Origin of the sequence: Mesorhizobium sp. M1252 (assembly GCF_040318265.1) — a bacterium.
Taxonomy (GTDB): domain Bacteria; phylum Pseudomonadota; class Alphaproteobacteria; order Rhizobiales; family Rhizobiaceae; genus Mesorhizobium.
This window is the reverse complement of record NZ_JAMYLX010000005.1, coordinates 197,545-210,884: the sequence shown is the minus strand read 5'-3', so window position 1 is coordinate 210,884 and position 13,340 is coordinate 197,545. Positions and strand designations below refer to the sequence as shown.

13 protein-coding genes and 1 pseudogene are annotated in these 13,340 nt (G+C 63.5%); 1 reads left to right on the top strand and 13 read right to left on the bottom strand.

Translation table 11 applies throughout. The annotated features are described in order from the left end of the window. The first annotated feature begins 105 nt into the window (after positions 1 to 105). On the top strand, positions 106 to 1,197 hold the full coding sequence (locus NKH22_RS12725; RefSeq protein WP_352909822.1) for an LLM class flavin-dependent oxidoreductase: 1,092 nt from the start codon (positions 106 to 108) through the stop codon (positions 1,195 to 1,197). A 23-nt stretch (positions 1,198 to 1,220) separates the two neighbouring features. Here the strand turns inward: NKH22_RS12725 and NKH22_RS12720 are convergent, their stop codons facing one another. The 13 genes and pseudogenes from NKH22_RS12720 to NKH22_RS12665 all read right to left on the bottom strand — a co-directional run bounded on the left by NKH22_RS12720 (position 1,221) and on the right by NKH22_RS12665 (position 13,238). Beyond that, on the bottom strand, positions 1,221 to 1,616 hold the full coding sequence (locus tag NKH22_RS12720; RefSeq protein WP_023667806.1) for a RidA family protein: 396 nt from the start codon (positions 1,614 to 1,616) through the stop codon (positions 1,221 to 1,223). A gap of 54 nt (positions 1,617 to 1,670) precedes the next feature. Continuing rightward, the gene (locus tag NKH22_RS12715) at positions 1,671 to 2,819 is read right to left on the bottom strand and encodes an acyl-CoA dehydrogenase family protein (protein WP_023820899.1); all 1,149 of its coding nucleotides are present in this window, start codon (positions 2,817 to 2,819) and stop codon (positions 1,671 to 1,673) included. Continuing rightward, entirely contained in the window at positions 2,819 to 3,631 is an 813-nt protein-coding gene (locus NKH22_RS12710) for an enoyl-CoA hydratase family protein (protein ID WP_023820898.1), read from the bottom strand. Before NKH22_RS12710 ends, NKH22_RS12715 begins: the two co-directional genes overlap by 1 nt. Next, positions 3,628 to 4,098 carry a MarR family winged helix-turn-helix transcriptional regulator gene (locus NKH22_RS12705; protein ID WP_023667803.1) on the bottom strand — a complete coding sequence of 157 codons (471 nt, stop codon included), beginning with the start codon at positions 4,096 to 4,098 and terminating at the stop codon, positions 3,628 to 3,630. Before NKH22_RS12705 ends, NKH22_RS12710 begins: the two co-directional genes overlap by 4 nt. Continuing rightward, positions 4,092 to 4,865, bottom strand: coding sequence for an SDR family NAD(P)-dependent oxidoreductase (locus tag NKH22_RS12700; RefSeq protein WP_023820897.1), 774 nt, complete (start codon positions 4,863 to 4,865; stop codon positions 4,092 to 4,094). The genes NKH22_RS12705 and NKH22_RS12700 overlap by 7 nt, the downstream gene beginning before the upstream one ends. Further along, positions 4,862 to 7,156 carry a bifunctional salicylyl-CoA 5-hydroxylase/oxidoreductase gene (locus tag NKH22_RS12695; RefSeq protein ID WP_023820896.1) on the bottom strand — a complete coding sequence of 765 codons (2,295 nt, stop codon included), beginning with the start codon at positions 7,154 to 7,156 and terminating at the stop codon, positions 4,862 to 4,864. Before NKH22_RS12695 ends, NKH22_RS12700 begins: the two co-directional genes overlap by 4 nt. 141 nt (positions 7,157 to 7,297) lie before the next feature. Beyond that, positions 7,298 to 7,897: a VOC family protein gene (locus NKH22_RS12690; protein ID WP_023745667.1), complete on the bottom strand. Its 600-nt coding sequence runs from the start codon at positions 7,895 to 7,897 to the stop codon at positions 7,298 to 7,300. 76 nt (positions 7,898 to 7,973) lie between these two features. Continuing rightward, positions 7,974 to 8,804 (bottom strand): ATP-binding cassette domain-containing protein, encoded by an 831-nt coding sequence (locus NKH22_RS12685; protein ID WP_352909667.1) that lies wholly within the window; start codon positions 8,802 to 8,804, stop codon positions 7,974 to 7,976. Beyond that, a complete protein-coding gene (locus NKH22_RS12680; RefSeq protein ID WP_023695186.1) occupies positions 8,797 to 9,675 on the bottom strand; it encodes an ABC transporter ATP-binding protein in 879 nt (292 codons plus the stop codon). The genes NKH22_RS12685 and NKH22_RS12680 overlap by 8 nt, the downstream gene beginning before the upstream one ends. Beyond that, positions 9,672 to 10,520 (bottom strand): ABC transporter permease, encoded by an 849-nt coding sequence (locus tag NKH22_RS12675; RefSeq protein ID WP_023820893.1) that lies wholly within the window; start codon positions 10,518 to 10,520, stop codon positions 9,672 to 9,674. Before NKH22_RS12675 ends, NKH22_RS12680 begins: the two co-directional genes overlap by 4 nt. Continuing rightward, positions 10,513 to 11,520 (bottom strand): ABC transporter permease, encoded by a 1,008-nt coding sequence (locus NKH22_RS12670; protein ID WP_023699867.1) that lies wholly within the window; start codon positions 11,518 to 11,520, stop codon positions 10,513 to 10,515. Before NKH22_RS12670 ends, NKH22_RS12675 begins: the two co-directional genes overlap by 8 nt. A 42-nt stretch (positions 11,521 to 11,562) precedes the next feature. After that, positions 11,563 to 11,675: pseudogene (locus NKH22_RS31520) on the bottom strand (endonuclease domain-containing protein); the annotation flags it as partial. Positions 11,676 to 11,708: 33 nt separating this feature from the next. Beyond that, on the bottom strand, positions 11,709 to 13,238 hold the full coding sequence (locus NKH22_RS12665) for an ABC transporter substrate-binding protein (RefSeq protein ID WP_023686913.1): 1,530 nt from the start codon (positions 13,236 to 13,238) through the stop codon (positions 11,709 to 11,711). Positions 13,239 to 13,340: the final 102 nt, after the last annotated feature.

The following is a 13,340-nucleotide window of genomic DNA, read 5'->3' as shown; positions in this document are numbered from 1 at the left end:
CCCTCCAAATTCATATCCGCAATCGGCGGCGAGGCGAAGCTATTTCAGGCTTGAAATATTTTTGCGCGGGCCTAGCGTGTCGGTCTCCCGCCACGAGTTCCCATGATGATCAAAACGCATCCCCTGCACGGCTCGAACAAACTGAAGCTCGGCGTCTTTTCGACCAATGCCGATGGCGGTCTGGCCATCACCGATGTGCCTGAACGCTGGACGGCAAGCTGGCAGGACAATCTGACGGCGGCGCAGATCGCCGACCGCGCCGGGCTGGAATTTATGCTTCCGATCGCGCGCTGGCGTGGCTTTGGCGGCCGCAACAAGGTGCGCGAATGGTCGTTCGAGACCTTCACCTGGGCAGCAGCTCTGGCGGTGGCCACCGAGCAGATCGGCCTGTTCATGACCGTGCATGTGCCGCTGGTGCATCCGCTCTATGCCGCCAAGGCGCTGGCAACTGTCGACCATATCAGCCAGGGCCGCGCCGGCTTGAACATCGTCTGCGGCTGGAACCCGAAGGAATTCGGCATGTTCGGCACGCCTTTGGTCGAGAAGGGCTACGACCAGGCCGCCGAATGGATCGAAATCCTGGAAAAGCTCTACGCCTCGGACCAGCCTCTGGACTATGAAGGCACCTACTATCGCCTCAAGGAGGCGGTGAGCCGGCCGGCGAGCCTGCAGGTTCCACGCCCGGTGACCATGAACGCTGCTTTCGGTGGCCCGGGCCGGGATTTCGCCGCCGCCCGATGCGATTATCTGTTCACGACCTTTTCGGAAATGAGCGATGCCGGCAAGCATGTCGCCGACATCAGCGAGCGGGCCGACAAGGTTGGCCGCAACGTCGGCGTCTACACGGTGGCGCATGTCGTCTGCCGTCCAACCATGGAAGAGGCGCAGGCCTACTACACGCGCTATGCCGTCGATCTGGTCGACCACGATGCGGTCGATGCTCATATGGCAGGCAAGAAGGAGTTCTCGCAGTCGCATGACCCGCATGCCTATGACCGCCACCGGCAGCGTTTCGCCGGCGGCGCCGGCACCTACCCGCTGGTTGGAACGCCGGAAACGATTGCCGCCGAGATGGCGGCAATAGCCGGGCATGGCTACCAGGGCATCGCGCTATCCTTCGTCAACTACACCAGGGAACTGCCCTATTTCTGCGACCATGTGCTGCCGCTGCTCAGGCAGGCGGGGCTGCGCGGCTGATCAATCCGGGAATAACGAATTCGTTAATCCGGAATGACGGCGGTTGCCTGAATTTCGATCTTGGCGCGATCTTCCACCAGCGCCACCACCTGCATGGCGGCCATGGCCGGAAAATGCCGGCCGATCACCTCGCGATAGGCCTCGCCTATACCCTTGAGATTGCCGAGATATTCGGCCTTGTCGGTGAAATACCAGGTCATCGCGGTGATGTGCCGTGGCTCCGCGCCGGCTTCCGCCAGCACGGCGACGATGTTTTGCAGCGTCTGCCGCACCTGGCCGGCGAAATCGTCGGTCTCGAACTGGCACTGCCCGTTCCAGCCGACCTGTCCGCCCACGAAGACGAGCCTGCCGCGCGCAGCAATGCCGTTGGCGTAGCCGACCGGTTTCGCCCAGCCCTCCGGCTGCAGGATCTCGTGCATTTTCAAGCCTCCCCGGTATTCTTAAAGATCAATCTCAAATCAAATACATCGCCGTCAGGCCGCACCCATCACCTGCCGTGCGATCACCACCTTCTGCACATCGGATGCGCCCTCGTAGATGCGCAGCGCGCGGATCTCGCGATAGAGGCTCTCGACGATGTGGCCCTTGCGGACGCCGTCGCCGCCATGCAGTTGCACAGCCTTGTCGATCACCTCTTGCGCCTTGTCGGTGGCGAACAGCTTGGCCATCGCCGCCTCGCGGGTTACACGCGCCGCGCCCATGTCCTTGGTCCAGGCAGCGCGGTAGACCAGCAGCGCCGCGGCATCGACGTCCAGCGCCATGTCGGCGATATGGCCTTGTACCATCTGCAGCTCTGCCATCGGAGCGCCGAAAAGTTTGCGCTCGGCCACCCTGCTGATGCTTTCGTCCAGCGCCCGGCGGGCAAAGCCGAGTGCCGCCGCGCCGACCGTCGATCGGAACACGTCAAGCACCGACATGGCGATGCGGAAGCCGTCTCCCGGTTTGCCGATCAGCGCCAAAGCCGGCACCCGGACCTGATCGAAGGAAAGCCGCGCCAGCGGATGCGGCGCGATCACTTCAAGGCGCTCGGCAATGCCAAGCCCCTTGGTATCAGCAGGTACGAGAAAGGCGGAAAGTCCCTTGGCACCCGGTGCCTCGGCGGTGCGGGCAAAGACGACGTAGAGATCGGCAATGCCGCCATTGGAAATCCAGGTCTTCTCGCCGCTGAGGATATAGAAGTCGCCATCGCGGCTCGCCATCATTTCGGTGTTGGCGACATCCGACCCGGAGCGTGGCTCCGAAAGCGCGAAGGCGGAAATCGTCTTGCCGGCCCTGGTCTTTGCCAGCCATTGCTGCTGGTCGGGTGTGCCGAACAGGCTGAGCGCGCCGGTGCCGAGCCCCTGCATGGCGAAGGCAAAGTCGGCCAACCCGTCATGGCGCGCCAGCGTCTCGCGGGTGATGCACAAGGTGCGGACATCGAGCGGTCCCGGATTGTCCGTATCGAGCGCCGTCGGCTTCAGCCAGCCGTCGCGGCCAAGTTTCGCCACCAGCTCGCGGCAGGCGGCATCGACGTCATGGTGATCGACGGGCAGGTTCCTGGCGCACCATGCTTCCAGCCTTTCGGCCAGTTCGCGGTGGCGATCTTCAAAGAACGGCCAGCTGAGGAAGCTCCTGTCTGCCATCAATTCCCCTCGAACACCGGTTTTTCCTTGGCCACGAAGGCCTTGTAGGCGCGCTCGAAGTCACCCGTCTGCATGCAGATCGCCTGCGCCTGCGCTTCCGCTTCGATTGCCTGGTCGAGGCCCATCGACCATTCCTGGTTGAGCTGCGTCTTGGTGATGCCGTGCGCGAAGGTCGGGCCGGAGGCGATGCGCGCCGCCATCTCGAGCGCGTCGGCCTCGAGCACTGCGGCATCGACCAGCCTGTTGTAGAAGCCCCAGCGCTCGCCTTCCGCCGCCGTCATCGTGCGGCCGGTGTAGAGCAATTCGGCGGCACGGCCCTGGCCGATGATGCGCGGCAGGATCGCGCACGCGCCCATATCGCAGCCGGCAAGCCCGACGCGGGTGAACAGGAAAGCGGTCTTGGCCTCCGGCGTGGCGATGCGGATGTCGGCGCTCATGGCGATGATGGCGCCGGCGCCGACCGCGACCCCGTCGACCGCCGCGATGATCGGCTTGCCGCAATTGAGCATCGCCTTGACGAAATCGCCGGTCATGCGGGTGAAGGCGAGCAATTCCTTCATGTCCATCTTGACCAAGGGGCCGATAATGTCGTGGACATCGCCGCCCGAGGAGAAATTGCCGCCATTGGGCAGGAACACCACGGCGTCGACGTCGTCGGCATAGACGAGATCGCGGAACGTGTCGCGCAGTTCCGCATAGCTGTCGAAGGTCAGCGGATTCTTGCGCTCCGGCCGGTCGAGCCGCACCCTGGCGATCCTGCCTTCGACTTCCCAAAGGAAGTGCTTCGGCTTGAGGCCGGCCATCGAACTCATTCGCGTCCCTCCCAGTTGCTGCGGAACGAGGTCAGCATGCCGGTCAGCCGGCGCGCATCCTCCTCGCTGACCTTGGCCAGCAATTCTCCGATCCAACCCTCATGCGCCGCGGCCATTGCGGCAAAAGATTTGGAACCCTCGTCGGTCAGTCGCACCATGGATGTGCGGCGATCGCCATTGCGGCGCGCGCGCGCGACCACCCCTTCCGAAACCAGCCGGTCGACAATGCCGGTGACATTGCCGTTGGATACCAGCAGGAAGCGCGACAGATCGCTCATCAGCATGCCTTCCGGCGCGCGGTAGAGGGCGGCCATGACGTCGAAACGCGGCAGTGTCGTATCGAATTCCTTCTTCAGGCGCTCGCGCAGCTCGGCCTCGATCGTGCGCGACGCGCGCAGCAGCCTGATCCAGAGACGCAGCCGGTCCTTGCCGGGTCCCGACGGCGCGGGCAATGGGCCGGCTACCATGTTTCGCCTCCTGAGATCGAAATCGCTTGTCCGGTAATCGACGCAGCCGCATCGCCGCACAGCCAGAGCACCGTCGCGGCAACTTCCTGCGGCTGGATGAAACGGCCTTGCGGGTTGGTCGAGGCAAGGCTCGCCCGCGCCTGCTCGACTGAGCGGCCGGTCTTTTCGACGACGCGCTGAATGGAGTCCGCCAGCATGTCGGTCTCTACGAAGCCCGGGCAAACGGCGTTGACGGTCACGCCGGATTTCGCCGTCTCGGCCGCCAGTGCCCGCATCAGCCCGACCACCCCATGCTTGGCCGCCACGTAGGGCGCGACATAGGCGTAGCCTTTCAGCCCTGCGGTCGAGGCGACGAAGACGATCCGGCCCGCCTTGCGCGCGGCCATGCCGGCCAGCGCCGGCTTCACCGTCAGGAAGGCGCCGGTCAGATTGACGTCGAGCGTCCGCTGCCAGTCGGCAAGCGAGGTCCTGTGCGCCGGCGTGCTGCCGGCCATGCCAGCATTGGCGACGACGATGTCGAACGGGCCGCGCACGGCTTCCGCTTGCGCGTAGAGCGAAATCATCGCCGCCTCGTCGGTGACATCGGCTGACATGGCGTGGATGCGGTCGTTCTCGCCGGCCAACTTGGCAAGCTCGGCGTCGCGCCGCCCGCATATGGTCACCTCGATACCGGCTTCGGCCAGCACGAGTGCGATGACCCGGCCGACGCCGGAGCCGCCGCCGGTGACCAAAGCATGCTTGCCGGGGATCGTCGAGGCCGTCGTCATACTTTCAACCCCGCCGCCGCATCGCGCTCGGCCAGCCGGTAGATCTGGTCGCGTCCGGGCAGATAGGGATCCGGCCATTTGACACCACGATCACCGAGCGTCACGGCGGCATGCAGCGTCCAGTAGGGATCGGCGAGATGCGGCCGTGCCAGGGCCACTAGGTCGGCGCGGCCAGCCATCAGGATCGAATTGACATGATCCGGCTCGTAGATGTTGCCGACCGCCATCGTCGCCATACCGACCTCGTTGCGGATGCGGTCCGAGAATGGTGTCTGGAACATTCGGCCATAGACAGGTTTAGCGGCAATCGAGGTCTGGCCTGCCGAGACGTCGCAGATGTCGACGCCGGCTTCGTGCAGCATCCGCGCGATCTCCACCGCATCGGCCGGCGTCACACCCTCGATGCCGACCCAATCATTGGCCGAAATGCGCACCGAAATCGGCTTTCGCGCCGGCCAGGCGGCGCGCACCGCATGGAAGATTTCCAGGGGATAGCGCATGCGATTTTCCAGCGAACCGCCATACTCATCCGTGCGCTGGTTGGTGACCGGCGTGATGAAGGACGACAGGAGATAGCCGTGCGCGGCGTGGATCTCCAGCATGTCGAAGCCGCAACGATCGGCCATTTCGGTGGAGGCCACGAACTGGTCGCGCACCAAATCCATATCGGCGCGGTCCATGGCTTTCGGCACCTGGTTTTGCGGCGACCATGCAATCGCCGAGGCCGCCATGACCGGCCAATTGCCCGAGGAGAGCGGCACGTCGGTGCCCTCCCAGCCGACACGGGTCGAGCCCTTGGCCCCGGAATGGCCAATCTGGGCGCAGATTTTCGCCTCGGTCTCGGTGTGGACGAAATCGACCAGCCGCTTCCACGCCACCTCATGTTCGGACGCATAGAAGCCGGGACAACCGGGCGTGATGCGTCCTTCCGGGCTGACGCAGGTCATCTCGATATAGACAAGCCCGGCGCCGCCCTTGGCACGCTCGGCATAGTGGGCGAAATGCCAGTCGGTCGGGCAGCCATCGACTGCCTTGTACTGCGCCATCGGCGAAACGACGATGCGGTTGTTGAGCTGCATGTCGCGCAGTTTGAACGGCGCGAACATCGGTGCCCGGCGCCGCCTGTTGCCGCCTGCCCCTGCCTGGCGCTGGAACCATTGCTCGGCGCTTTCAAGCCATTTGGCATCGCGCAGCCGCAAATTCTCGTGGCTGATGCGTTGCGAGCGGGTCAGCAGCGAATAATTGAACTGCACCGGATCGAGGCCGAGATAGCGCTCGACCTCCTCGAACCACTCCAGCGAATTGCGCGCCGCCGACTGCAGCTTCAGCACCTCGGTGCGGCGCGCATCCTCATACTTGCGGAAGGCGGCGTCGAGGTCCGGTTCGGTTTTGACATATTCGGCCAGCGCCACCGCGCTTTCCAATGCGAGCTTGGTGCCGGAGCCGATCGAGAAATGTGCCGAGGCCGCCGCGTCGCCCATCAGAGCCAGGTTCTTGTAGGACCAGCGTTCGCACAGCACGCGCGGGAAATTGATCCAAGCCGAACCTCTGATGTGATTGGCATTGGTCATCAGCGCGTGGCCGCCGAGATGTTTCTCAAAGATGCGCTCGCAGACGGCGATGGATTCCTGCTGCGACATGGCGCCGAAGCCGAAGGCAGCCCAGGTCTGTTCGCTGCACTCGACAATGAAGGTCGCTGTCTCGCTGTCGAATTGATAGGCGTGCGCCCACACCCAGCCATGCTCGGTCTTCTCGAAGATGAAGGTGAAGGCGTCGTCGAATTTCTGGTTGGTGCCGAGCCAGACGAATTTGCATTTGCGGGTGTCGATGTCGGGCTTGAAGACTTCGACGAAGGTGTTGCGCGCCCTTGAGTTCAGCCCATCGGCGGCGACGACCAGATCATGCGTCGCCATATAGGGCTGAGGGTCGGCGATATCGCTCTCGAACATCAGCCTCACGCCAAGTTCGCGCGCGCGTCGCTGCAGCAGGACCAGAAGCCGCTTGCGGCCGATGCCACAGAAACCGTGGCCCGACGAGACCGTGCGCACGCCGTCATGGATGACGGCGATGTCGTCCCAATAGGCGAAATGCTTCTTGATCCAGACAGCGCTGACCGGGTCGTTTTTGGCAAGGTTGTCGAGTGTTTCGGCCGACAGCACGACGCCCCAGCCGAACGTATCGTCGGCGCGGTTGCGCTCGAACACCGTGACCTCGTGCGCGGCGTCTCTGAGCTTCATCGAAATCGCAAAGTAGAGGCCGGCTGGTCCGCCGCCGAGAACCGCAACCTTCATCCGTGCGATCTCCTCTTCGCTTGCTGCATCTCAAGTATCGCGCCAGAGGTGAGGTATTTCAAGCTTAAAGTTTCATAGTGAAGTGATTGTCTGGGCACGGGGTGGCGCTTGTGGATCGGTCCCGCAAGCACGCTCCGGAAATCACTTCTCCGGGTTCTTCGGGCTCCACAGAACGGTCTCGGCGCCCTTCTCATAGGCCATCCCATCGGCATAGCTGATCGCCTCCAGTTGCAATCCCCATGGCGCCTGGAAATAGAGGATGGTCTGGCCGGCGGCCGGACCTTCCTTGACCGGCAGCGGCCCCATCCGCGTCTTCACACCCTTGCCGTCGAGATAGGCTTTCGCCGCGGCGACATCATCGACATACAAGGCAATGTGGAAGCCGCCGATATCGCTGTTCTTCGGCGTCAAATCCTTCTGGTCAGGCGCGGTGTATTTGAACAGCTCGATGTTCGATCCATAGCCGCAACGCACCATGGTGACCTGCTCGATGACAGCCTTCGGATCGACGCCCAGAAGATCCTGCATGAAGGTGCCCTTGTCGTCGGCAAAGGGCCCGAACGACATCGCCTTCTTGCAACCGACGACTTCGGTGAAGAAGTCGACCGCCTGCTTCATGTCGGGCACCGTTATGCCGGTGTGGTCGTCGCCGCGCATGCCGGGGATCGAATCGGCCGAGGCCGCTCCCATCGAGCCGAACAGGATCGCGGCAAGCATCGTGCCGCGGGCTGCATAGTTCATGTTACCCTCCGTTCGCGGGCTGATTTTGCTCTTCTGCACGTCCGAGGCCCGCTGTTGGGCGTGCAGATGAACAATCCTATTCCGGCGCTTTCGCCGCTGGCCGCAGCCAGTCCGCATCGATCTCGGGCAGCGGAATGGCGGCAAGCAGGTCGCGCGTGTAGGTCTCCCTGGGATTGTCGAACAGCGCATCGGTGGCGCTCGCCTCGACGATCCCGCCCTCGCGCATCACGATCACCTGTTGGCAGAGCCGCCGGATGACCGACAGGTCGTGGCTGATGAAGGCGACCGTCAGCCCCATCTCCGCGGCCAGTCTCTCCAAAAGGGTGAGGATCTGCGCCTGCGTCGATACGTCGAGGCCGGAGACGATCTCGTCGGCCAGCACGAATTTCGGCGAAAGCGCCAACGCGCGCGCAATTCCGACGCGCTGGCGCTGCCCGCCCGACAGTTCATGACGATAGCGACTAGCGAAGCTTTGCGGCAGGCCGACGCGATGCAATGCCTCGGCGACGCGTTCCCTAAGCCTGTCGCCAAGCCCATTCTGCTTGAGCGGCGCGGCAATGATGCCGGCGATGGTGCGACGCGGGTTGAGCGACGACATCGGGTCCTGGAAGATCATCTGCAGGTCGCGGCGCAGAGGTCGCAGCTCCGCATCCGGCAGATGGGCGATATCGCGGCCCTCGAAATGGATGCTGCCGACGCTCGGCTCCAGAAGTCTGACAAGCGTGCGGCCGAGCGTCGATTTTCCGGACCCGGATTCACCGACGATGCCGGTCACCGAACCTCTCGGCAGATCGAAGTCCAGGCCTTTCAAAATCTCGGCCAGCGGCGCGCGGCCGATCAGCGGCTTGCGGGTCATGTCGGGCAGCGCCACCTTCAGCCCGCGCACGGAAAACAGCGGCTCAACCATGCGGCCGCCTCCACGCCTGGTCTGCCGCGCCGATCTCGGCGGCAAGCCCGGCCAGCACGGTCTCGTCCACCGGCTTCAGCGAGGCCAAGGGATGGGTGTAGCGTGGCGTGGCGGCTATCAATGCCCGCGTATAGGGATGCTCAGGCGCGGCGAAGAGAGCGGCTGTGTCAGCCTCTTCCACCACCTTGCCGGCGTAGAGCACAGACACTTGCTGGCTGATCTTTGCAACGACGCCGAGATCGTGGGTGACGAACAGGATCGCGGTGCCATGCTCGCGCTGCAGCTCGGCGATCAGTCGCAGGATCTGCTTTTGCACGGTAACGTCGAGCGCGGTTGTCGGCTCGTCGGCCACGATCAGCCGTGGCTCGGCGGCGAAGGCGGCGGCGATCAGCACACGCTGGCGCATGCCGCCGGACAGCTCGTGCGGATAGCATTTCAGCACCCGGTCGGGATCGCGGATCTGCACCTCATCCAACAATTGCCGGATACGCTTGTCCGCCTTGTCACCGTTCCAGCCGAGAATGCGCACCAGCCGGTCAGTCATCTGCGGACCGATGCGGCGCGACGGGTTGAGCGCAGTCAACGGATCTTGCGGGATCAGCGCCGTGCGAGCGCCGATCAGCGTGCGCCTTGCCTTGGGCTGCAGCCTGCCGAGGTCTTCGCCTTCGAGCTGCATGGCGCCTTCGACGATGCGCACGCTTGACGGCAGCACACCGAGCACCGCCTTGCCGATCATCGTCTTGCCGGCGCCGCTCTCGCCAACAAGAGCACGCACCTCACCCGGCTGCACGGAGAGCGACACCGACCGCAGCACGCGCTGGCCGTTCGGCAGCACGGCGCTCAGATTGGCAATATCCAGGCAAGCGCTCATCGCAGCACCGGATCGAAGCGTGTCTTCAGCGCCTCACCGAACTGGCTGAACGACAGCACGGTGAGGATCAGCGTGACAAGCGGAAACACCAGCACCCACCAGGCCTGATGGATCGACAGCCGGCCCTCGGCGATGATGCCGCCCCAGGTCGGATCGTCGGTCGAGATCGACAGATTGACGAAGGACAGGATGGCCTCGACGATGACGGCGATGCCCATCTCCAGCGACAGCAGTGCCACGATCGACGGCACCACATTGGGCAGCACCTCGCGCAGCATGATGCCGATGCGGCCATAGCCGGCGATGCGGGCGTTCTCGACATAGTCCATGCGCGACTGGCCCATCGCTTCGGCGCGGATCACCCGGCAAAAGCGCGTCCAGTCGATGATGGCGATGGCGAGGATGACGGAGCTGAGACCAGTGCCGAGCACCGCGACCAGCAGGATGGCGAACAGCACCGGAGGAAATGCCATCCAGACATCGACGATGCGTGAAATGATGCGGTCGGCCCAGCCGCCGAAATAGCCGGCGACCAATCCGAGCGTCGAGCCGACAAGGCAGGCGGCAATCGCCGCCGCGAAAGCGACGATGAAGGCGATACGGCCGCCGAAGATCAGCCGGGAGAGGAGATCGCGGCCGAGGCTGTCGGTGCCCAGCCAATAGCCGGATTCCGCACCACTCATCCAGAATGGCGGCAGCCGTTCCAGCATCAGGTCTTGCGCCAGCGGGTCCTGCGGTGCGACCAGCGGCGCGAACATCGCGGCCAGCAGCGCCAGCAGCAGCCAGCCGCCGGCCAGCCACAGCCTCGGGCCCAGTCCGCGCCGGGCGATGCGTGCCTCATCCATGGCGCAGCCTCGGATTGAGCAGCGCGTACATCATGTCGACGCCAAGATTGATCAGCACGAACAGCAGCGCGAACACCAGCACGATGCCTTGGATCAGCGGCAGGTCGCGGTTGATGACGGCATCGATCGCCATGTTACCGAGCCCTTCGTAGGAAAACAGCCGCTCGACGATGACCGTGCCGCCGATGAGGAAGGTGAACTGGACGCCGACGAGAGTCAGTGTCGGCAAGGCAGCGTTCTTCAGCGCCTCGCGCAGGATAACCTGCGTTTCCGAAAACCCCTTCACCCGCGCCAGCACGACATAGTCGAGGTCCAGCACTTCCTTCAGCGACTGTTTCAGCAACTGCGCGATGATTGCGGCCAGCGGCAGCGCCAGCGCCACAGCCGGCATCAGCATGTGCTTCAGGAGATCCCAGGTCAGGTCGAGGCGCAGCCGAAGCAAGCTCTCGAAGAAATAGAACTGGGTGACGAAGGGCAGATCGAGCTGCGGCGACACGCGGCCGGAAATGTCGAAGATCGGCACCAGCACGCCAAACAAAAGGATCAGCACGAGGCCCCACAGGAAATCGGGAATGGAAAGGGCGGCACCGCTGGCGATATCGATGCCGGCTTCGACCGCCGTGCCACGTTCGCGGGCGCCGAGGATCGCCGTCGTGCCGCCGAGCCCAACCGCCATGATCAGCGCGACGATGGCGAGTTCCAGCGTTGCCGGCAAGCGGTTGAAGACGAGGCTGAGCACATCTTGCCTGAGCGAAATCGAGGTGCCGAAATCGCCCCTGACGACGCCGGACAGCCAGATGAAGAATTGCTGCACGATGGTCTTGTCGAGCCCGTAGAGTGCACGCAGCCGGTCGATGTCGGCATCTGTCGCACCGGGGGGCAGCATCATGGCGATCGGGTCACCAGGCGCGACGCGGATCACGACGAAGACGACGACAGCCACGCCGAACAGCGTGATCAGCATCGTCAGCAGACGGATCAGGAATCGTTGCAGGAGCATTCTGGTGTTGGCCCAGTGCGTTTCTAACGAAGAGCCCCCTCATTCGTCCGCTTCGCGGCCACCTTCTCCCCGAGGGGAGAAGAGGTCACGGACAGCTGAGCTGGTCTCTTCTCCCCAGCGGGGAGAAGGTGGCCCGAAGGGCCGGATGAGGGGGCCGCTCAGCGAAGGGTGGCGCCCACAAGCCGATATCAGGCCGGGGTCATCAGCGCCGGCAGCAGCGCGCCGGACACATGCTGCACCACGTTGACGCCCTTGGCATGCACGATAGGTTGCGCATACTGAATCAGCGGCAGCACATAGGCCTGCTCGGCGATATACTTGTCGACAGCCTTCCAGCCGGCGATGCGCTTGGCCTCGTCCTTCTCGCCCCAGAGCGGATTGATCATGTCGATCAGGTCCTGGCTGTCCCACACCGAATGCGGGCTCGGCCCATACATGGCAAAACCAGTCGACGTCGTCGGGTCGCCGATGGCATTGCCCCAATTGTAGAAGGCGGCCGGCGCCAGCTTGTCGGCGGCGCGCAGCTCATAGTGCTTGGCGATCTCGTAGACCTCGATCGTCGCCTCGATGCCGACCTTGCGCCACATGCCGACGATCGCCTGGATCATCTCATAATCCTTGGGCTTGAAGCCCTTGGTCGTCTGGATGGTGAACTTGACCGGTTTTTCCGGCGAATAGCCGGAAGCCGCGAGCAGCTCCTTGGCCTTTTCAGGATTGTGCTCGACCTTGATCGAGGCATCGAAGGCCGTGTACTCCGGGGTCTCCAGCGTAGCGATCGGCTGGCCATAGCCGCGCAGCAGCCGTTTGACCAGAAGCTCCTTGTCCACAGCCATGACAGCGGCCTGGCGGACGTTCTTGTCCAGCATCGCTTCAATGTCATTGAAGAAGATCATGCCGATGTCGGAAACAGGCTTGCACGAGCCGGCAAGCCCGTCCTTGGCGATCAGCCGGTCATACTCTTCATAGGGGACCTCCAGCGTCACCTGCGAGGAACCGGATTCGATCTCGGCAACGCGGCTCGCCGCGTCGGTGACGAACTTGATCGTCACATTCTCGAAGGCCGGCTTGTCGCCCCAATAGTGCGGGTTGGCCTTCAGTCGGAGGAAAGCATTTCGCTCGAATTTTTCCACCATGTACGGGCCGGTGCCGATCGGCGCCTTCTCGAAACCTTCCGCGCCAACCTTCTCGTAGTAGGCCTTCGGCAGGATGTAGCCGGTCAGGAACGACATCCATTTGAAATAGACCGGATCGAACTGCACGACGTCGCCGGTGATCTTGTTGCCGTCGATCTTGAAATTGTTGACGTTCTTCCAGACGAACTGGATCGGATTGCCGGTCTTTTCGTCGCCCGCCCGCTGCAGCGACCAGACCACGTCCTCGGGCGTGAAGGGCGAGCCGTCATGCCAGGTCACGCCTTCGCGCACCGTCATCGTCACCTTGGTGCGATCCTCGTTCCAGCCCCATTCGGTGAGCAGGCCAGGCGCAAAGGACAGGTCCGGCTTTTGCGGAATGAACTGGTCGAACACTGACTGGTAGAGGCCCTGGATCGTCGGGTTGACGGCCGAGGGTCCGGTGGTCGGATCCCAGGACGGCAGGTTGACGTTATAGGCGATGGTCAGCTCGCCCGCTGCCGCCTTGGCGATCTCAGGCAGGCCGATCGCCGCCACCCCAAGTGCCGCGGCACTGTATCCCAGCAATTCTCGTCTGTTGATTGTCATGGTCGTTCCCCTTGTTGGTTTTGTTGTCTTTGCGCGGCACTATCAGTTTATCGATCCGGGCTTCGTGGGCAGCAGCGCCTTGCCTCTCGTCGCCTTCATGAA